This is a genomic window from Nitrospira sp. T9 (assembly GCF_052156535.1).
Classification (GTDB): Bacteria; Nitrospirota; Nitrospiria; order Nitrospirales; family UBA8639; genus Nitrospira_E.
This window is the reverse complement of sequence record NZ_JBQKUP010000038.1, coordinates 226,959-247,851: the sequence shown is the minus strand read 5'-3', so window position 1 is coordinate 247,851 and position 20,893 is coordinate 226,959. Positions and strand designations below refer to the sequence as shown.

Here is a 20,893-nt window from a genome sequence, read left to right as displayed (position 1 = left end):
GAGGTTCGTGAGGTGCAAAATCTCACCGATGCCTCATTGTATGAACCGCATATTATCTATTTTCACCATCAACACACCTGGAGCTTCATCATGAAAGCTGTTGGCTACAAAACACCTGGTCAGATTGAGTGTGAAGACGCCCTGCAGGACATCACCCTTGAGACACCCAAAGCCGTGGGCCGTGATCTGCTCGTCAAGATCATCGCTGTGTCGGTCAACCCGGTGGACACCAAATTGCGTCTCCGTGCTGCGCCGGAAGGCGATTGGGGAGTCCTTGGATTTGATGCTTCCGGCATTGTCGAGGCTGTGGGGCCTGAGGTGCGGAATTTCAAACCGGGCGATACGGTTTTTTATGCCGGATCCATCGCGCGACCCGGCACCAACAGCGAGTATCACCTTGTTGATGAACGCATCGTGGGCGGCAAACCTTCCAGCCTGAGCGATGCGGAGGCCGCAGCTCTTCCGCTCACGGCCATTACCGCCTGGGAAATGTTGTTTGACCGGCTCGACGTCAAACGCCCGACTCCGGAGGGAGGCAACGCCATCTTAATCATTGGTGGCGCAGGTGGCGTCGGCTCGATCACCATTCAGCTTCTGCGGGCATTGACCGATCTCACGGTGATCGCTACCGCCTCGCGTCTTGAAACGCAGGATTGGGTGCGCGAATGCGGCGCCCATCACGTGCTCGACCACCGCCAGCCTTTAGCACCTCAGGTTGAGGCACTGGGTCTCAGCGCTCCCGGGTTTGTGTTCTCAACGACCCAGACCGGCCAGCATGTAACGGATATCGTCAAACTGATTGCGCCGCAGGGTCGTTTTGGCCTGATCGATGACCCGGACGTGCTCAACGTCATGCCCTTCAAGCTCAAGGCCGTGTCAATTCATTGGGAAATGATGTTCACGCGTTCGCTCTTTGGCACACCGGATATGGCGGAACAGGGCAAGCTGTTGAACGAAGTGGCCGCCCTGGTCGACGCGGGACGCATCCGTTCCACCGCGACCGAAATTGCGGGCAAAATCGATGCGGCGACGCTGCGCGCGGTGCATGCGCAGCTCGAAAGCGGCTCTGCGCGGGGTAAGATTGTGCTTGAAGGGTTCTGATTCGGTGCGTAGCAGAGACGAATCATCCCATTGGAGTGCCGACATGCCGGACAATCTGAAAGCGAATAGGCATCATTCCGTGGCCTTCTACCGCACTGCGTACTTGGGGGATCCCTCCAAAGCTGTCGCACTGTACGTCGGTGCTGAATAGATTCAACACCATCCCCTTGTAGGGGTTAATCGGAGAAATGCTATCTAATAAAAGAGGCCACTCACCTCCCAAAGTGCGTCCTTCACGCGCTTTTCACCTTGGCGGGTGCTTGCGGAAGTGCGTACCGTGTTCCCCACTTTTCCAATGCCAGTAATATCGGACGAAGGGATTTGCCTTTTTCGGTAAGTCGGTACTCGACCTTCGGTGGCACTTCGGCATACACCAGTCTTGAAATCAACCCATCCTCTTCTAACTCTCTAAGTTGTTTGGTCAGCATTCGTTGGGTCACATTTCCCACCTTACGCTTTAACTCATTGAACCGCTTGGTCCCATCGAGCAGATGGTAAAGCGCAATTCCTTTCCACTTCCCCCCGAACAACTCTAACGCCGCTTCGACGGGGCAGCCCCTTGAACAATCGTAGCGTTCGTGTCTCATAGCACACCTCCTCAGTATACTTTTTGTTCCTATAGCACTTTTATGTGCGTACTTGTTAAAGGCATCAGTAAGATCTATTTTGGCTATATCATAAACGCGGCCCTGTAAAAAGGAAACTGCCATATTCATCATCCACCCTTTTCAGGAAGGAGTTCCACAATGAAAGCGGTCAGCCTGTACCAGGGCTTACTCATTGAAGACGAACAGTCATTGGTGGATGTCCGGATTGAACCTCCGCAGCCGACCAGAAAAGATCTGCTGGTCAACGTTCGAGCGATTTCCGATGCTGCATGATCTGACCAGTATGGCAGAAACACTCGAGCGTGATTGCATTGTCATGTGAAGCAAGTGTCCATTGAGGATCAGTAACAGAGGGACACCAATTTCTGAAATTAACAAATCGGTTGCACAAGCAAGGACAAACATTATGAAAGCAATGCGTGTAAATGCCTATGGCGAAGATGCCATATTTGATGCGGCGGAGGTTGAAAAACCGAAAGTAAAAGCTGGTCATGTTCTCGTAAAGATCGCGGCATCGAGCGTCAACACAGTGGACATCATGATTCGCAAAATGGGTAAGGAGTTACCATTGTCACCCGATACGCCGGCCATTCTTGGAATGGACTTTGCCGGCAGAGTTGAGGCCGTCGGCAACGGTGTGAAAGATTTTTCGATTGGCGATGAAGTCTATGGCTGTGCCGGAGGGTTAGCAGATTTACCCGGCACATTGGCTGAATATATGGTGTCGGACGGCAATTTGATTGCCCATAAGCCCAGGAATTTGTCGATGCGAGAAGCCGCTGCATTGCCAATGGTTGCCATTACTGCCTACGAAGGTTTGACTCGCGCGGGTATCAAGCCAGGGCAAAAAGTTTTGGTGCATGGGGGCTCCGGTGGTGTTGGTCATGTTGCATTACAACTGGCTAAACATTTTGGCGCCGAAGTGTATTCTACGGGTGGCGGTGAAAAACAACTGGCATTAATCGAACGACTGGGAGCCACGGCCATCAACTATAAAACCGAAACGGTTGGTCAGTACGTCGCCAAACATACGGGTGGGGCAGGTTTTGATTTGGTGTTCGATTCTGTTGGCGGTGCAAATATGGCTAACTCATTTGAGGCCTCTGCACTCAATGGGCAAGTCGCTTCTACAGTTGCATTGTGTGAGATCGATTTATCCATCGCCCACTTTAAGGGTTTGTCGTTGCACATCGTGTTCATGCTGATTCCTATGCTGCATAACGTTAAGCGAGAAGAACATGCAGGGATTTTGCGCAACGTGACTCAGATTGTGGAGTCTGGCGGTCTGAAACCTGTGCTTGATGAAAAGCGTTTTACACTTGAAGAAGTCGGACAAGCGCACGCTCGGTTAGAGAGTGGGCAAGCTATGGGTAAAGTGGTTGTTGAAAATTGAGATCGTCATAAAGGGGGCAGGGTGAGAGTCAGATAAATGCCATCGGCTGTCCTACGTTTTTTCACTGCATGTGATAGTTCGCGCTAGTTTCGGAGGAGTGCTGGAAATCATGCTCGGTGCTCGTAGCTTCGACATCAACGACCCTCGAAGCGTGCGGCACAACTCTTAACAGCTGAAACCATTCGGAGGCATTGCGAGATGACAGTGGCAATGACTTTTGACACAACCGAGTTCCAACCAATCAACCGGGGATACAACTCCGTGTTCCGCCAGAGTCGGCTGAGCCTTGGATTGGTGGTGCCCCTGGAAAGCTACTCAAGGGGCCCGGTACCGGCGATGAGCGGTCACGTGGAACGTATTCAACTGGCCGAAGCACTAGGGTTTTCCGCAGTCTGGTTACGAGATGTGCCGTTTAACGTGCCATCATTCGGGGATGCAGGTCAGCTGTATGACCCCTTCGTCTATCTCGGCCTGTTGGCTGGTCAAACAGAGCGGATCGCACTAGGCGTGGCTAGCATCGTCCTGCCGCTGAGACATCCCGCACATGTCGCCAAGGCCGCGGCCAGCGTGGATGTGCTATCAGGCGGACGGCTCATACTGGGTGTCGCTTCGGGTGACCGGCCAGAGGAGTATCCGGGGCTCAATCTGCCCTTTGCCGAACGTGGCGCTCGATTCCGCGCGAGCTTTGACTATATCAGGCGCATGGGTGAGGACAGACCGGAGTTCGAAAACACGTTTGGCAGCCCCGGTGGTGGCATGGACATGCTGCCCAAACCGGCATCCGGAAAACTGCCGCTGCTCATTACCGGAGGCAGTCAGCAAGACCCCGAATGGGTCGCACAAAACGGCGACGGATGGATGACCTATCCCCGCAATACCATTGTCCAGGCACAAATGATCCGCGATTGGCAAACGCGGGTCGAATCTATGGGAAGGCCCGCCCAGCCGGTCATGCAACCGCTGTATGTCGATCTCGCAGAAGACCCTGGGACACCACCGCAACCGATCCATCTGGGTTTCCGGCTGGGTACGAACCACCTTCGAGCCTATTTAAAATCGCGGGAAGAGATCGGCGTCAACCATGTGGCGCTCAACCTACGCTTTAATCAGGCGGATATCGAGACAACGTTGAAACGTCTGGCCAATGACATATTGCCGGACTTTTCAGTGTGAAGGAGACACTATCATGCAGAAAATCATTCTTATTACCGGTTCGACGGACGGTATCGGGTTGGAGACGGCCAGGGTGTTGGTCTCAATGGGGCACCATGTTTTGCTGCATGGGCGCAATCCGTCAAAACTGGAAGAAGCGGAACGAACGCTTTCTGGGCTGCCGGGTGGCGGGCGAGTTGAACGCTACGTAGCTGATCTGTCGCGTCTGGCCGACGTCGAAGCGTTTGCAAAGGCAGTAACTGAAAAGTACGCTACACTTGATGTGCTCATCAATAATGCAGGCGTCTACAGCGCATCTGATCCAAGCACGAAGGATGGACTCGATGTGCGATTTGCGGTCAATACGATCGCTCCCTATCTGCTGACCCAACGGCTTTTACCGCTGCTCGGGATATCCGGACGCGTTGTCAACCTGTCTTCCGCGGCCCAGTCGCCGGTCGATCCCAAAGCGCTGGCCGCACAAGGGCACCTGTCCGACGGCGCGGCATATGCACAGAGTAAACTGGCGCTGACCATGTGGTCACGTAGTCTGGCGCTTTCACTCAAGGATCACGGCCCGGCCATCATTGCGGTGAATCCCGGGTCGATGCTCGGGAGCAAGATGGTGAAAGAGGCCTTCGGTGTGGACGGCGGTGATATCCGTATAGGCGCAGAAATACTTATTCGCGCGGCACTGGCAGATGAATTTGCGGCGGCGTCAGGCCAGTACTTCGATAACGATTCCGGCCGGTTTGCCTCGCCCCATCCCGATGCGCTTGATCAACGGAAATCCCAAGAGATAATACGTGTGATCGAGACGGTTTTGGCCGAAAGAACACAATCGTACGACGATCATTTTTAGTTTTAAAAATTCGAGTTGGCTGAAAAATTGACGAATGTCGGCATGCATGCTCTTTGGATCGTGATGCCGTATACTATTCAATCATGAATAAGCATATCGTATTGCCATGGAACAAGGGAAAATTAAGACATCTTGAATATTTCCTCAAAAGTTTGGAGGAACAAACATCGTCTATGCCAGGGTCAGGAAGGGTGATCAGGATCTTACCATTCAGATTGATGACCTAAAGAAACAAGGGTGTACTAAGAGCGATATCTTCGTTGAAAAGAGTATGGGAGCACAGGCCACACGACCAAGGCTTGACGCATGTCTTGCCAAGCTACGGTCAGGTGATGTACTTCAAGTCTGGCGTCCCGATCGACTAGGCCGGTCGATTTACCATCTCATCTCCGTCGTGGAAGAACTACGAAAATGCCGCATGGGCTTTTGGTAAATCTGTGATGGGGTCGTCGACATCATACAGCATCTGGTGAGGTCATCTTCAATATCTTTTCTTCATTGGTTCAATTCGGACGGCGGCTTATTCAAGAACGAACCTAAACTCGGCTCAAGGCGGCACAAGCACGGGGGCACCATGGCGGTAGAAGACCATTGAACACGAAAAAACCTCGTGTTCAGCCGGCCAAGAAAATATATGAAGTCAAAGACCTGGGGATCTCCCTTATTTGCCGAACCCTTGACATCTCACAAGCTAGGTTCTATCGACAATTGAAGCTAAACACATATAAAGCTTTGCCTAGTAAGATTTATGTCTGAAAACAGTACTTTTCCATCCAATCCAGATACCCACCATATATACAAAACCCTCTTGGAGATTTCTGAGACCATTTCCAAGAATCGGGATCTGCATGACCTTTTTCGAGATCTGGCCAAGCTTGTGCCTCAAATCGTGCCAGTCGATTTTCTTGGACTCATGCTGTATCAACCTGAAAACCAGACCATTCACGACCTGATTATTCAAACCGATGTGCCGGCGGATATCCAAGGAGGGAATCCATGGAAGTTAGATTTACATCCAGGTGGAACAGTGTTTCAAAGCCAAAAGCCTCTCCTTGTATCCGATATTACTCAGGACAGTCGATACCTTGATGTTTTCTCACGCATGCATGAAGACGGCGCGAATTCCTTATGCGCGCTCCCATTGACCACGGCCGTTCGCAAACTGGGAGCGCTTATTTTTGCCAGTTGTGAAAAGGCCACGTATAAGGAGTCAGACTTTGAGTTCCTGGAGCATGTTTCGAGACACGTGGCTGTGGCCGTGGACAATGTTCTTCACGTTCAGGAACTCACGAAAGAGCGTGATCATTCACGCCTTCTTTTGGACGTGAATAATGCCGTGGTTTCGACTCTTAATTTACAGGAGCTTTTCGCGTCTGTGAGCGCTTCTCTCCGGAATATCATTCCGAAGGTTACGACCAGTCTATATTTGTATGATTCGGACACGCAGACTTTCAAAAGACCGGTACTGGACTTCCCAGAACGGAAGGGTTTCGTTCAAGCAGTTGATATCATTGGAAAAGATGAATCCCCTGCGACAAAAGCGTTTCACAGCCGGAAGGCGTTAGTCTGGAATGAATCGGACATGAAACAGTACGACTCAGACACCGCACGCCAAATGTTGGCTGAGGGCATGAAGTCCGGCGCGTGCGCTCCTCTGGTAGTTCGCAATGAGGTTCTCGGGACACTGAACGTTGCGAGTGCCCACGACCAAGGTTTTGGAGACGAGCTGGTTGCCCTCCTTTCCGAGGTTGCCACACAGGTGGCCATTGGGTTGGACAACGCCTTGGCGTACAACAAAATACATGAATTGAAAGAGAATCTTGAACAGGAAAATGTATATTTGAAGGATGAAATTCGCACGGAGCATAATTTTGACGAGATCATTGGAGAGAGTGCCGAGCTGAAGCGTGTCTTACAACAAGTCGAAATCGTGGCCCCGACGGATTCCACCGTGTTGATTCAGGGAGAAACAGGGACAGGAAAAGAACTCATCGCGCGAGCTTTGCATCATTTGAGTTCACGAAAGGAGCGGGCGTTTGTCAAACTCAACTGCGCGGCCATACCCACCGGTCTGTTAGAAAGCGAACTATTTGGCCATGAAAAAGGCGCATTTACGGGGGCCATTGCGCAAAAGGCTGGACGTTTTGAACTCGCCAACCGAGGTACAATCTTTCTGGATGAAGTCGGAGAGATTCCTCTGGACCTACAGTCCAAATTATTGCGGGTCCTTCAAGAGCGGGAATTTGAGCGGCTGGGGAGTACCCGTACCATGAAAGTGGATGTTCGGTTTGTGGCGGCCACCAACCGTGATTTAGTCAACATGGTCGAAGCCGGACAATTTCGAGGTGATCTCTACTACCGATTGAATGTCTTTCCCATCACACTCCCAGGACTTCGTGAACGACCAGTCGATGTTCCTGTTCTGGTTCGCTATTTTACCCAGCGCTTTGCACGGCGGATGAACAAACCGATCGAAACGATTCCCACGAAGGTGATGGACACCCTCTCCCGCTACCACTGGCCTGGGAATATTCGGGAGTTGGAAAATCTGATTGAACGGGCCGTCATCCTGTCGCAAGGCTCCGTGCTCATGCTTCCCTTAACCGATCTGAAAGCGGCTCCACGATTGGAACCCGCCTCTCCTCAGTCCAAGTCTACGTTAGAAGGAGTTGAGCGTGATCATATCGTCCAGGTTCTTCGCGAGACGAAATGGGTCATTGGCGGTCCGTCAGGAGCTGCCGCTCGATTAGATCTGAAACGAACAACCCTGATCTCTAAAATGAAAAAGCTCAAGATTTCCCGCCCGCTGTAGTGTTTGTGTCGTCCCCTCATCATTTGTCGAAATACCGTCACCTCATTTTTCGACACTCAGAATCTGTCATCTATCCTGATCAGAGAATTTCCTAAAATTTTCAAATAATTTTCAGTCATTCTGGTGCCCTCGTCTTTTGGTATGGCTTATGCCCTGTCTTAGAAGGAGAACGAAAACAGGTACGAGAAAATGAACGAGTAATTATCAATGAATGATCAAGCAGGAGGCAGAATCATGAACGGATTTCAACCACAAGCCTACGCGCTCATGCGCATTGTCACCGGATTTTTATTCTTGTGGCATGGGACACAGAAGCTCTTTGCATTCCCGACAGCCATGCCGATGGAAGCCCCTGCGTTTGTCATCTACGTAGCAGGGCCAATTGAGCTGTTTGGAGGGTTACTTGTGATCCTTGGACTTTTTACCCGGTGGGCGGCCTTTTTGTGCAGCGGCCTCATGGCCGCCGCGTATTGGATTGCCCATGGCGTGAATGCCATCCTCCCACTCCAAAATGGAGGAGAGCTCGCTGCCCTGTATTGTTTTGTCTTTCTCTTTCTTTCTGCCAAGGGTTCCGGCATTTGGAGCGTGGACGCTTCCAGGAACGTGCTAAATGATTAGGCGTTGTCCAGAACACACAATAGTACGCTCCGCTCATTGAGGAACGGAATTATTTTTCAACAATCCTAAAAAGGAGGTCAGTCATGAGTAAGATGCATTTCCGCATCATTGCCGTCTCGTTTGTTATGGGTTTGTTAGTCATTGGGTCGGGTGTTGGACAGGCCGACACCCTTAGCGAGGGCCATAGGAAAGTGAGCGGAGTCGTCACCGCCATTAAGGGTGATTTCGTGACGGTAAAGACCGTCACAGGCAGCCTGATGCTCAATCAGAAAAATGCTCGCGATCATGGTCATGCCGAATATAAAAATGGGGATGAAGTGACGATTGTGATGGACGAGAATAACGATATCATTGAGGCCCATCACAAGGGTGAAGAAGGCCACCATCACTTTTACACCGGGAAACTCGTGTATATGGGGAAAATGAAGAAAGAGATTAAGCTGGAAACCATCGATGGAGAAAAAGTGTTTCCGCTTGATCGGCTTGAAATCAAAACCAAAAACCTCGAAGAGGGTACCGTCGTCACAGTCGAAGTGAATGAGGGTGGCAAGGTGATCGATTTGCACCGTGGTTCGCATGGTGAAGCAAGCATTCATGCCATGCCAAAATCACCACAGTGATGAGTCGGCTGTCATACTGATGAGTGGCTCGATCTACCACCAGTCGGGGTAGATCGAGTTTGTCGAGAATATTGCATCTCTAAGTGAATTCGTATGAAGGGAGAAGACGATCATGAGCAATAAGTCAGAAGTTCAAGCCGTGATTGATAGGATTTTGCCAGGAAAGCTTCTGAAAACGTTTGTTTCGTCCCTCTCTTGTTTCTAAGAACCTCTCGGACGTTTGGCCACACGACGATGTTCAGAATTACTTCAGAACGAACCGAGTCTGGGTTAACCATTAAACTCGAAGGTCGATTGGTTGGTCCATGGGTGTCTGAGTTTCAACACTACTAGACGTCTAACCGTGTTGCAGAAGGCAGCGACACCATCCTGGTGGATTTACGGGACATGATCTCTGTTGGTGAATGCGGGAAAGCTCTTTTGCGACAAATTTATCAACATGGTGGAACCCTTATCGCCTCTGGATGTTTGACGAAAGCCATTGTGGAAGAGGTTACGATTCAGACACGGCATAATTTGAATTAGACAGAATACAAGAACCGAATAAGGGAGTCTTGACATGAAAAAAGTCATGGGATTGATCGTGCTTCTTAGTTCGTTATTTGCTGGAGCTGCATTTGCCCAAAGTGCATCGTATTCAACACTAGAGGTCACCAAGGATGTGCATGTCGTCACGGGACCAGGCTATAACGCGATGTTTGTTGTAACTTCGGAGGGAGTGATTGTCGCGGATTCCATCAATCCAGAATTTGCTTCGAAGATGTTGGAAGAGATCAAAAAGGTGACAAATAAACCAGTAAGATACCTGGTCTATTCTCATAACCATCGTGATCATATTGCTGGCGGACAGGTCTTTAAGGACGCTGGGGCTGTTCTCTTGAGCCACGAAGAAGCGAAAAACGCCATTTTGAAAGAACCCCATCCGGATGTTGCGATTCCAGACTTTACATGGAGTGGGGAAAAATATGCTCTCACGCTTGGCGATAAAACCATGGAACTCTTATATTTCGGTCCAAATCATGGGACAGGGATGACGGTGTATTACTTGCCTAAGGAGAAGGTGATGTACTTGGTTGATATCGTTACACCGAATCGATTGCCCTTTACGATCATTCCAGATTTTGATCCGGATGCCTGGGTCAGCAGTTTGAAAAAAATTGAAGCTATTCCATTTCAGATAGCCGTGTTTTCGCATGAAGGTCCGATAGGTGGTCGAGCCGAAGTGGTAGCTCAACGGGAATATTTGGCGGATCTGAAAGCGAAAATTCTTCGCAAAATGAACAATGGTGAAAATGTGATGGAGATTCCCAATACCATCCAGTTGCCAAAATATAAGGATTGGCTCTTTTATAAGGAATGGCTTCCCATGAACACCTGGCGGATCATGTTAGGTATCATCATGGGCTATTAAATGGGCAAGATCTGGGTAGATTTGAATGCCATCACCTTGATCGACGAAAACGGCAAGGCGCTGTTGCAACAGGTTCATCGAGAGGGTGGACAGTTGATGGCCTTAGGATGCCTGAGAAAAGCCATTGTGGATGAGGTCACTGCGAGAGCATCGCAGGATTCGAAACAGAAACCTGTGGCTTTGCCTCGAGATGATCTCTAACGCAACATATTTATGTTTGTTCATCGTATGTTTGTTTCCGAGATCACCTGTTAAAAAAAGGAGTTAATCGTATGAAGCATTTCATTGGTATGCTTGTCATGGCCCTCTTCATATCCAACATAGCTCTCGCTAAGGACCTTCCCCCGAACACCGCAAAGATCACGGACGGAGTGTATAGCTATGGGAACCCAGTGAATGGCTATTTCTCCATGTTTATGGTGACGAAGGAAGGCGTCATCGCCATCGAATCCGTGAGTTCCCAACATGCATCAGGCATGGTCAAGGCCATAAGAGAAATAACAGATCAACCCATTCGGTATCTCTTACACAGTCACAATCATTGGGATCATGCCAGTGGCGGAAAAGTGTTTCGTGAGGCTGGGGCAATTTTGATGGCCCACGAGGAAGCCTATACCTGGATGAAAGCCAACACCGGCCAGGATATGGTAGTGCCCGACAAAAGTTGGGGAGGTAATCGAAAAAACATTACTCTCGGAGACACTGTCCTTGAATTGCATTATTTGGGCATGAACCACGGACTCGGGATGACCGTGTTTCTTTTGCCAAAGGAAAAAATCGCCTATATCGCCGACCTCGTCGTCCCGAATCGTGTCATGTTTAATATTGTTCCAGATTTCAATATTAAAGAATGGGAGCGATCGTTAAGGGTCATTGACCAAATGGATTTCGATAAAGCTGTCTATTCTCACAACAATAATGCCACTCCGTTATTAGGGGGAACTAAGCAGGACGTAAAAAAGTATTTACAATTCATCCAAGACTTACGGGGCGCAATTTTTGCGGAATTCAAGAAAGGCACTAACCCGATGATGGTACCAACTGTCGTGGAGCTTCCAAAATATAAAGATTGGGCGATGTATAAGGAATGGTTGCCGATGAATGCCTGGCGTATTCTCCTGGATGAGTGGATGGGGCCATTTCCCTGGAGACCGGAGAAAAACTAAATGCTATTTGGGAGTAAGTTCGAATTCAAAGACGTAGGAATGTAAGGTGACCCGTTTATAATGAACAACCGGCCCTGCGGAAGATTGGCTAAACCCGTGAACGTTTTTGCTGCTCCCGACATGACCAGTACCACACCTTATTAACACTTTTTTAACCGAATGAGGTAAGCAATGGAAAAACCGTCTTAATCCGAAGGGCCCTCGCCAGCTCTGTTCTTTCAAACGGTCAATGCCTACCAACAGACTGCAGCACTCAAGACGGCTATTGAATTAGATCTATTCACCGCAATTGCCGAAGGCAACCGAACTCCATCGTCCTTGTCCCGGCACTGCGGAGCATCGGAACGAGGAGTTCGCATGGTCCTTGATTTTCTCACCACTGCCGGTTTCCTTGACAAGGAAAATTCCGAATACACGTTGACTCCCGATTGCGCCATGTTTCTTGATAAACGGTCGCCAGCTTATTTGGGGGGAACCATAGAGTTCTTTGTATCTCCGTCTCTCATGGAAGGGTTTAACAAGCTAACCGCTGCGGTACGAAAAGGTGGGACGGCAATGAGCGAAGAAGGCACAATTGAACCCGAACATCCCGAATGGGTGACATTCGCACGTTCAATGCAGCCGTTGATGAAAACACCGGCGAATTGGATTGCCGATTGGGTGAGTCAGCAGTCGCTCCAAATACGAAAAGTTCTGGATGTTGCCGCAAGTCATGGAATTTTCGGAGTAGAAATCGCAAAGAAAGTTCCCGAGGCGGAAATCACCGCACTTGATTGGGCCAATGTCCTCACTGTGGCACAAGAAAATGCTGATGCTGCAGGCATTCAAGACCGTTTTCACAGACTTCCGGGAAGTGCATTTGACGTCGATCTCGGTCACGGATACGACCTCGTCCTTCTGACAAACTTTCTTCACCATTTTGATGTGCCCATGTGTGAAACATTCCTCAAGAAAGTTCATGGGTGTCTGAACGATGGAGGGCGCGTGATCACGTTGGAATTTGTGCCAAATGAGGATCGGATTTCTCCTCCAACCATGGCTGATTTCAGTCTCGTCATGCTGGCCACGACCCCCTCAGGCGAGGCCTACACTTTCCGCGAATATGATCGCATGTTTTGCAATGCCGGATTTAGACAAAGTGAAATGCATGATGTCCCAGCTTCAAATCAACGGGCGATCATCACCCAGAAATAAGGAGCAAATACAACAGTCCAAGGCAATTTTTACTTAGAAAGACTTTGAAGGATATGACATATTTGGAATGTACGGTTGGAACTTCTTCTTAATGTCCTTTCTGGGAGGGGGAGACTGCGTGCTTCTTACCGATTGTCGCTAGCTGTTCCACGAAACTGAAGTGGTCTAGTTGAAATGGACACCTCGAAAAGAGCGATAATCGCCAGAGGAGGTGGGTCATGGGAAGTCATGGACGAAAACAGTATGCAGTCGACTTTAAACGGGACGCCGTTGCCCTCGTCATCCAACAAGAATACTCCGTGGCCGAGGCGGCCAAGAATCTCGGGGTGAACGCGGGTTTGCTCCGTCGCTGGAAAACAGAGATGGAGCGGACGGGGGCGAGTGCCTTTCCGGGAAAAGGCTATCAAACGCCGGATCAGGCCGAACGGCCTCGCCTGCGGGAGGAGAATCGGCGGCTCCGGATGGAACGGGATATTTAAAAAAAAGCCACGGCATTCTTCGCGAGCGAACCCCGATGAGGTATGCGTTTATTCACCGGGAACGGGCGCGGTAACCATTGACCCTGCTCTACCAGGTGTTGCAGGTGAGTCGGAGTGGGTATTATGACTTTCTGAAGGGGCGCTTCACCGCCCCCGATCATGCGATGTGTGCTCAGGTGCGTCGACTATATTATGCGGCTCGTCGCACCTACGGGCAACGGCGGTTGTGCAAGGCGTTGCGAGCCGAAGGGGTGTTCGTGGGCCGGTGGCGCACCCGCACTCTGATGCGGCACGCAGGGGTGAGCGTGAAGTCGAAGCGGCCCTGGGTTCCCCTCACCACGGTCAGCCGTCATGGGGAGCCGGTGGCCCCCAACCGTTTAGATCGGCAATTGACCATCGAGAGGCCGAACCGGGTCTGGGGCAGTGACATCACGTATTCGCCCACCCACGATGGGTGGCTTTATCTTGCGGTAGTGGTGGATCTCTTTTCCCGGAAGATTGTGGGCTGGGCCCTGGCGTCCAACATGGAGACCTCGTTGGTGGCAACAGCCTTGACCTGGCCATTGGAGGCCCGGCACCCGCCGCCAGGACTTTTCCATCACTCGGATCGCGGGAGGGATTGGATCCCTCGAAGTGATTGAACTCTTCGAGGGACCCAAGGAATTAGCGGCTAACTTCCGATTGGACCCCCGTCGTCTTTTGTGATGACAATGCACGATGAGCGAGGCCGCCCTCCGGCTTCACCATCCGGCCACGAACTGTAGCGCTTCGGGTCAGCCGGGTCGTTGGCTGTTGGGGCCTCTCCCGGGTGTTGGATCCCCACAAACATCGTCTTCTCATCGGGTGTGGTGGATATCCCTGTGATTTCACAGCCGTTAGGCCCAACGAGGAACCGCCGCGTCTCACGTGTGGTTGGATCGGCGCACAGCATTTGATTGTTTCCGAATCCGGCATATTCTCCCGAATTGGTGGTGCTGGCGGAGACATCAGTTTGAATCCATGTCCGGCCGCTGGGGGCCACATACACGCCGTCTGGTGAACCGTATTTGTCTCCGAAGATGGTGGATCCATGCGAGGCCTCTCCTGGATCGCCGCACAAAGCAAAAATATCCCATTCAAAGGATTTATCTGTCCAATCGTGCTGATATTTCCAGGTAATGATGTGCCCGAAATGATTCGGGCTGCGGGGGTTCGTGGCATCGATCGGAGGATTCGTCCCAGTGCCCCGGCGAGTATTATTGGTGAAAGTGGCGATGACGGTCAGTGACTCAGGAAAGGTGTCGATCCATTCTGGTCGATCCATTTTCGTGGCTCCAACCGCATCTGCAGCCCCACGGGTATTGATCAGAATGTCATTTAAGCCCCAACCGGCCAACATCGGATGGTCTGGTGTTAACGGAATCCATTCGCCAAATCCCGTATCATGAAATTTGGCCACATACAGGATGCCGTCATCCAGAGGATGAATTCCGCTTCGCAGTGCCCTGCGCCAGGGTAGATGTGACACAAAGCGATATACGTATTCGAACCGTTCATCATCGCCCATATAAACCACGACTTTTCCGTGTTTGGTTTCCTGAACCTTGGCCCCTTCGTGTTTGAAACGACCGAGCGCGCTACGCTTCACCGGAATCGAATGAGGCTGAAAGGGATTAATCTCCACGACATAGCCGAAGCGATGTGGTTCATGAGGCTCTTCATCCACTTGGAAACGTTTGTCTGTGGTATGCCAAAGATACCCAAAACCTTCACTGTCTATTCCATACCTGGCTTCCAGTTCGGTCGGAGGCTGGTTTTTCCGAAAATACCCGTTGAAGTTTTCCTCGCATGCCAGATAGGTTCCCCAGGGGGTCAATCCTATGGCGCAATTGTTCAATGTGCCTAAGACCCTCCTACCTGTTGGATCTTCGCTGGTGACGAGGCGAGGATCTCCTGCAGCGGGTCCGCTAATGTTGATAGGAGTCAACCCGGTAATTCGACGCGCGAAACGGGAACGGCGAACGACCTGCCATGTTTTTCGTCGACCATACCGGTAGAAAAACTGGTTTTCCTTATAGTCGTCGTCATCATTCATGCCCTGATGCCGCTGTCGAATTTCGATAATGGACACACCATGCGCATGAAGGGATTTCCTCGTTTTTTCCGAGTCCCAATTTGCGGTTCCATCCGGAAACAGGAGTTCATCATCGGTATACTCGTTATTTTGAACGAGGAGCCCGCGTCGGGACCCGAGAATTGGAAAATACGCCAACCCGTCATTATGCATTCCCCATTGCAAGGCTTGATCATCTGCAGAATTACTTGCATCCTGCTTAAAGAATGGCCCACGGGAAATGGGATCGCCCCATGAAATAAGCACATCGGCCCTGTATCCCGGAGGAACGACGACGGTATCTTCCGAAGAAACGGGAATGCCTTGAAACCCAAGCACCGGATGGTTGTTCCGACCCCATCGGTGAGCGGAAACGGGTACCGCATTAAGTAGGGCTTCAATTCCTCCCAGCGAAAGTGTCGCTGCTGCGGCCAGGCTTCCGCTCAGGATATGGCGGCGGGACATTCGAGTTTCAAGGACCTCGTTGAAGGAATTATTTTCAGAAGGATTACTTACTGGGTTGTCTTCATCACATTTGGCCATGTTTGTCTCCCTTGTTAAGTTTCCCCAGCCACTGAGGTTGAATGAATCTGTATTGGAAATGAAGAGACTCCTGATGTGGTCCCATCCTGCATTCCCCAACTTGTTCTATTGCTTTCCCTTAATTGAGGCGCCCAAGATTGATGAACTGCGTCTCTCCGTTTGAACCGTCGACTCCGTCATTGTCCGTCGCTATGAGGGTGTTTCCATTTGGAAGGACGGTTAACCCCTCAACCTTTTCAATAATGGCGCCTTTGGGTGATTGAAGGTCTGGAATTAGGTCACGGACTGAGGATTTGGTCAGGATAGGAAATGTACCCCCTTCGGCAACCGGATCAATCCCGTTGACAGAAAACGCATAGATTTTTTTAATGCGGGCATCGCTGCCGGCTTGATTGTCACGCTCGATGACCCAAAACGTCTCGGGACCGACTGCGACAATTTCCGATAATCCCACCCAGCCACCATTCGGCGATTCCCGTGGGTCAAGGGGATAATAGAAAAATGCCCATTCCTTGGTGTTCGTATCATACCGGGCAATTCGCGCATACCCTTCCGGATCGTCTACCCACTCTCGCTGAATAGCCACATACACGAATTCCCCTGTGCCTGAGGGTTGCTCAACGGTGGCGACACCTTCGAATCCGAAACGTCGTTGTTTGGCGTTGGTGGCATCCGGAAGAGGAACGCGTTCCAGGAGAGTTCCATCATCGGCGACGCGGATTAACTCATTCAGGGAGGTCACCGGACGTTCAGGGTCATCAACACTTCCCCCACCTTCCGATGCGACCCAAAAGCCCCCGGGAGGTCGAACGGCCAAACCCTCTATATCTAAATTGACGGGGTGACCGTTTTCTCTGAGAATGATGGGCTGAGTGATGACCGCTGGAAATTCCGTCACATCCACTTTGAACAGACGGCTTTCTTTATAGAAACTATCTTGCGCCGTATATACGTGCTCGGAGGTTGTGGGATCCGCTGCCAATGCGGACAGAGCCCCCCAAGGAATTGGCAGGTCATTTTGATCGTTGGCCGATAAAATTGTTGGATAGGTCGGCTTGTAACGTCCCAATTTATATAGGGTGATGACACTCCGGAATCCGGCCCCTCGATCATCGTTTTCGCTGGCGGACACCAATAAATTTCGATGGGGAATGGCTTTCAATCCTTCCGGACCGTTGCCCGTAGGGAGGACCTGGAGAAATTCAGGACGATGATTGCGTCGGAGTCGATACACCGTAATGACACTTGAGCGTTCGGATCCCACAAAGAGGTAGTCGTTCCTTCCATAGTCTCCGTATTCAATTCCTTCGGGTTCGTTGCCTTTATTCTCGGAGCGAGCTTCAGGATAATGCCCGATACGAGCCATCAGGTGTTCCATGGAATGGCCAGAGGTAAAGCGTACATCCCCGTCGGTATTGAAGATGGTAAAACCCCGGCTTCCCCCCACTAAATCCCCTTCATCGGCCGTCGCCAATTGACGTTTTGAAATCCACTTCACGGCATCCGGTTCTCTGCGGACATCATTCAAACCGCTATTCAATTCGATGAGATCGTTTTCATTCGTATCAATATCCGTGAGATCGACGGTTCCTGCTTCCCAATGGTTGATAACCTTTCCTGTTTGGAGATCAATGAGGGCGAGGTGGTTATTTTCCTGCAGGGTGACGACTGCGATATTTTTCTGGTTGATATCGATAAATTCCGGCTCTGGATCGGTGGGGAAATGAGTGGGGATTCCCACCAGATCCACTGTGCGGGTGGTCCAGTGCTTGGGATGGCCTTTAAGATCGACGATGACCACGAAGCCGGGTGGCGATTGAGGCGGTTCTCCATTTCCCAGTTCTTCGTCCCGTTCATTCTCAATCGCAATGGTTGCGTACTTTCCATCGGGGCTGACGGCAATACTGTCCGGCTGTCCTCCGAGATCGATACTTCGTACGATTTGACGTGTCTTGAGATTAATGATCTGTAGAACACCGGAAGTATTGACAAAGTTTTCACTGGTATTGACGACAGCCAGCGCATACTTCCGTACAACCGTGACTGACGTAGGTTCTCCACCAACAGCAAGGGTCCCATCAGGTTGGGGATCCGATGGGTCACTGATATCCACAAATCCGATATTCTGTGTTTGACTGTCCGTGTAAATGAGCAATCGCCCATTTTCACTCGCCGTCAAAATTTCTGCGACGGTTTCTGTATTGACGTCCGAATTGAGAAAGACGGGAAATGTGGCAATCCGACGGAAATATTTCTCCGGACTTCGGGATTCCCTGTCCCCGGCATGCAACGGAGAGGTTAGGGTGGTTCCGATTATTGCCAATCCCGCGATGAATGCGAAGACCTCCCGTCCACGAGGCTTTGTGCCTGACCATGAGGGCTCAGGTTGTGCAACATCCTTCCGTACGGTCATAGAAACCTCCTTTTGGAATTGGGTTGTACTATTGTTTGTTCTGAGAGCCTGACGCCTGCGCAAAGACATGAAGGTTGTTGGGGTAGTCAGTCATGAACGTATGTGGTGGACTAGTGATACCTTCTGCTTGTTATGGGTTCCCGTTTTTTCGGGATCTTCATGGTTCACTCTCCCTCGCGTTCCCTTTCCCCAAGACTATTGAGTTCATGCTTTCGATCAATGAATGCGTTATTTTAGATCCCACCTTGAGTCTCGAATTCGCGTGAAGTCTTCATGTCTGACTTGCTTGAACAGATGGCGAACATATGCATAGATGGATACGATCAAAAACTTAATTCCCGCTTCCCAAAACATTTTTGAGGATCCTCCTCGGACGATGAGACATGTGCGACAATCGGACCCAAATGGAATGCCAACATTTCCTGGCTTACCTCGCTGTTCTGATGGAGGTCAGAGTAAACGCCCCAAGTTGCCAGTCTGTTAGGCCTCGATCACATCAATGTAAACAATGCGGGGAAAAATGGTGTATCCGGAAGACTCCAAGGAGGGTTGCAGGGGGTATTGAGGGTTATGAGGTTGTCCCAGATGCCTTAGTCTTTAATCACCCTTTCAATCTGAATTAATGGTGAAGGATCTGTGCCCAGGTCGCTTTTCCCCAGGGCTCAGCGAGGTCCTTCGTGGAACTTGTCCCGAGGTTGCCGAAGGGCTCGGGATGACAACCTTTCCCAGGACTTGATTAGGTCGTGACAACGTCAGTATTTACCAGGCATTGTCAGGTATATGCCGCTTAGACTTGCACCTGAACTCCGACTCCTCCTTTCCCTTTTCTTTCTGCTCTGCCTTTCGTTTCTATTGTGCTAGTATTGGTAATGATAATGAACGCAAAATTACCCCACATGTGAACTGACTGTTTACTTCCTTCCTTGTTTATGGCCCGGCAACGAGTCACCGCCCAAGACCTCTACAACTACACCAAGTGTCTGCATCGCGTATATCTGGATAGCAACGGCGATCCTTCGGAGAAATCCGAGGTCAGCTCATTTGTGAAATTGTTGTGGGAAGTGGGGTTGCAAACTGAACGGGATTATATTACTTCGCTCGGCGATCAGGAGATCGTGGATTTGCAAAATCTAGCGGTAGAGCCGGCATTTCAGGAAACCCTGTTGGCCATGGAGCATGGAGCCCCTGTGATTTATCAGGGTTGTCTGATCCATGAACAATTTGTAGGACGGCCGGATTTGTTAGTGAAACGTGAAGATGAAGCGTCTCGCTTTGGCGAATACCTTTATGAGCCGATTGATATTAAGGCTGGAAAGGGTTGGGAAGAGGCGGACGGCAAGAAACCTAAGTTTAAAGAACATTACGCCTTTCAGATTTTGTTTTATCGGCTGTTACTTGAGAAGATTCAGGGAACAGTTCCAGCGGGTGGCCGGATCATTAATGTGGACAAACAGCTGGAAGAATTTGATCCGGCTCCATTTGAGGAACGATTTACCCAGGCCATGCAGGATGTTCAGCAACTGGTGTCCGGAGAAGAGACGTCGGAACCGGTGCTGGGAAGTCACTGCACCATGTGCGGATGGTTTAGCCGCTGCTATCGATGGGTGAAAGACGAATCCGATCCCACCGGTTTGTTCTTTGTGGGCAAGCAAAAATTTGCGCTCAGGGACCAGGGGCTTCGGACGATTCAAGATATTGCTTACATGGATGTGCAAACCTATCTCAAGCCGCCTCATAAGATTCCGCGAATGGGAAAAGTCTCACTGACCCGGATGAGAGAGCGGGCGCAGGTTCTGGTAGAGGGAAAGCCGAGGATCCGCTCCGGCTATAGGTTTCCGGATGTTGATCGGGAGATCTATTTTGATATTGAAGATGACCCGACCCGTGGGGTCACCTATTTGTTCGGAATGGTCATTCAGGATGGGAAGAGGCCCTCTCACTTTACGTATTTTTTGGCTAAAACGCCCGAAGACGAAGAGCAGACGGTCAGGGACTTCTGGCGATTTATTCAATCGACGGAACAAGCTGTGTATTATGTGTATTCCCATAAGGAGCGATCGACGCTGAAACGTCTGATGGAAAAATATGATCTGGATGCCGAGACGTTTGAAAAATATAAGGCCTGTGAATTTGATTTGTATCAAGACCTCATTGTGGAATATTCTGATTGGCCGACATTTTCTTATGGGATTAAACATATCGCTAAGTTTATCGGGTTTCAGTGGAGAGACGTGGACCCGTCCGGCGCCAACTCCATTGCCTGGTATAACGAGTATTTAGCCAATCCGGCTAATGAAGCGCTGCTGAAAAGAATTTTGGAATATAACGAGGATGATTGCTATGCCATGGCAGCCATCACAGGATATTTTGAACATCATGCCCACAAGACTCAGGGTATGCCTGAAAAGCCGGCGCCTTGAGACGCACTG

The 20,893-nt window shown here is 50.4% G+C and carries 19 protein-coding genes; 16 read left to right on the top strand and 3 right to left on the bottom strand.

Going from position 1 to position 20,893, the window contains the following annotated elements; all coding sequences use genetic code 11:
• The first annotated feature begins 90 nt into the window (after window positions 1-90).
• On the top strand, window positions 91-1,101 hold the full coding sequence (locus ACTRXD_RS14975) for a zinc-binding alcohol dehydrogenase family protein (RefSeq protein ID WP_442432774.1): 1,011 nt from the start codon (window positions 91-93) through the stop codon (window positions 1,099-1,101).
• 233 nt (window positions 1,102-1,334) lie between these two features.
• Here the strand turns inward: ACTRXD_RS14975 and ACTRXD_RS14970 are convergent, their stop codons facing one another.
• Window positions 1,335-1,688 carry a winged helix-turn-helix transcriptional regulator gene (locus tag ACTRXD_RS14970; RefSeq protein ID WP_442432590.1) on the bottom strand — a complete coding sequence of 118 codons (354 nt, stop codon included), beginning with the start codon at window positions 1,686-1,688 and terminating at the stop codon, window positions 1,335-1,337.
• Between the two features lie 159 nt (window positions 1,689-1,847).
• On the opposite strand from ACTRXD_RS14970, the gene ACTRXD_RS14965 reads away from it, so the two are divergent.
• From ACTRXD_RS14965 to ACTRXD_RS14900, 14 genes are all read left to right on the top strand, one after another.
• Window positions 1,848-1,982: a hypothetical protein gene (locus ACTRXD_RS14965; RefSeq protein ID WP_442432589.1), complete on the top strand. Its 135-nt coding sequence runs from the start codon at window positions 1,848-1,850 to the stop codon at window positions 1,980-1,982.
• Window positions 1,983-2,115: 133 nt separating this feature from the next.
• A complete protein-coding gene (locus tag ACTRXD_RS14960; protein ID WP_442432588.1) occupies window positions 2,116-3,102 on the top strand; it encodes a zinc-dependent alcohol dehydrogenase family protein in 987 nt (328 codons plus the stop codon).
• 198 nt (window positions 3,103-3,300) lie between these two features.
• Window positions 3,301-4,275, top strand: a complete 975-nt coding sequence (locus ACTRXD_RS14955; RefSeq protein WP_442432587.1) for an LLM class oxidoreductase — start codon at window positions 3,301-3,303, stop codon at window positions 4,273-4,275.
• Window positions 4,276-4,288: 13 nt separating this feature from the next.
• Entirely contained in the window at window positions 4,289-5,116 is an 828-nt protein-coding gene (locus ACTRXD_RS14950; protein ID WP_442432586.1) for an SDR family NAD(P)-dependent oxidoreductase, read from the top strand.
• 136 nt (window positions 5,117-5,252) lie between these two features.
• Window positions 5,253-5,549, top strand: a complete 297-nt coding sequence (locus ACTRXD_RS14945) for a recombinase family protein (RefSeq protein ID WP_442432773.1) — start codon at window positions 5,253-5,255, stop codon at window positions 5,547-5,549.
• A 315-nt stretch (window positions 5,550-5,864) separates the two neighbouring features.
• The gene (locus tag ACTRXD_RS14940) at window positions 5,865-7,928 is read left to right on the top strand and encodes a sigma 54-interacting transcriptional regulator (protein ID WP_442432585.1); all 2,064 of its coding nucleotides are present in this window, start codon (window positions 5,865-5,867) and stop codon (window positions 7,926-7,928) included.
• Window positions 7,929-8,162: 234 nt separating this feature from the next.
• Window positions 8,163-8,546, top strand: coding sequence for a DoxX family protein (locus ACTRXD_RS14935; protein ID WP_442432584.1), 384 nt, complete (start codon window positions 8,163-8,165; stop codon window positions 8,544-8,546).
• An 83-nt stretch (window positions 8,547-8,629) separates the two neighbouring features.
• Complete coding sequence (locus ACTRXD_RS14930) at window positions 8,630-9,166, top strand: hypothetical protein (protein ID WP_442432583.1); 537 nt, start codon at window positions 8,630-8,632, stop codon at window positions 9,164-9,166.
• A gap of 559 nt (window positions 9,167-9,725) precedes the next feature.
• Window positions 9,726-10,577: an MBL fold metallo-hydrolase gene (locus tag ACTRXD_RS14925; RefSeq protein ID WP_442432582.1), complete on the top strand. Its 852-nt coding sequence runs from the start codon at window positions 9,726-9,728 to the stop codon at window positions 10,575-10,577.
• Entirely contained in the window at window positions 10,578-10,778 is a 201-nt protein-coding gene (locus ACTRXD_RS14920) for a hypothetical protein (RefSeq protein ID WP_442432581.1), read from the top strand.
• 71 nt (window positions 10,779-10,849) lie between these two features.
• Window positions 10,850-11,743 carry an MBL fold metallo-hydrolase gene (locus ACTRXD_RS14915; RefSeq protein ID WP_442432580.1) on the top strand — a complete coding sequence of 298 codons (894 nt, stop codon included), beginning with the start codon at window positions 10,850-10,852 and terminating at the stop codon, window positions 11,741-11,743.
• 210 nt (window positions 11,744-11,953) lie between these two features.
• Window positions 11,954-12,937: a class I SAM-dependent methyltransferase gene (locus ACTRXD_RS14910; RefSeq protein ID WP_442432772.1), complete on the top strand. Its 984-nt coding sequence runs from the start codon at window positions 11,954-11,956 to the stop codon at window positions 12,935-12,937.
• Between the two features lie 218 nt (window positions 12,938-13,155).
• Entirely contained in the window at window positions 13,156-13,416 is a 261-nt protein-coding gene (locus ACTRXD_RS14905) for a transposase (protein WP_442432579.1), read from the top strand.
• Window positions 13,417-13,493: 77 nt separating this feature from the next.
• Complete coding sequence (locus ACTRXD_RS14900; protein WP_442432578.1) at window positions 13,494-14,057, top strand: IS3 family transposase; 564 nt, start codon at window positions 13,494-13,496, stop codon at window positions 14,055-14,057.
• 29 nt (window positions 14,058-14,086) lie between these two features.
• On the opposite strand, the gene ACTRXD_RS14895 is transcribed toward ACTRXD_RS14900, so the two are convergent.
• Entirely contained in the window at window positions 14,087-16,051 is a 1,965-nt protein-coding gene (locus ACTRXD_RS14895; protein WP_442432577.1) for a PhoX family protein, read from the bottom strand.
• Window positions 16,052-16,169: 118 nt separating this feature from the next.
• Window positions 16,170-18,464: an esterase-like activity of phytase family protein gene (locus ACTRXD_RS14890; RefSeq protein ID WP_442432576.1), complete on the bottom strand. Its 2,295-nt coding sequence runs from the start codon at window positions 18,462-18,464 to the stop codon at window positions 16,170-16,172.
• A gap of 929 nt (window positions 18,465-19,393) precedes the next feature.
• On the opposite strand from ACTRXD_RS14890, the gene ACTRXD_RS14885 reads away from it, so the two are divergent.
• Entirely contained in the window at window positions 19,394-20,884 is a 1,491-nt protein-coding gene (locus tag ACTRXD_RS14885; protein ID WP_442432575.1) for a TM0106 family RecB-like putative nuclease, read from the top strand.
• Window positions 20,885-20,893 lie beyond the last annotated feature (9 nt).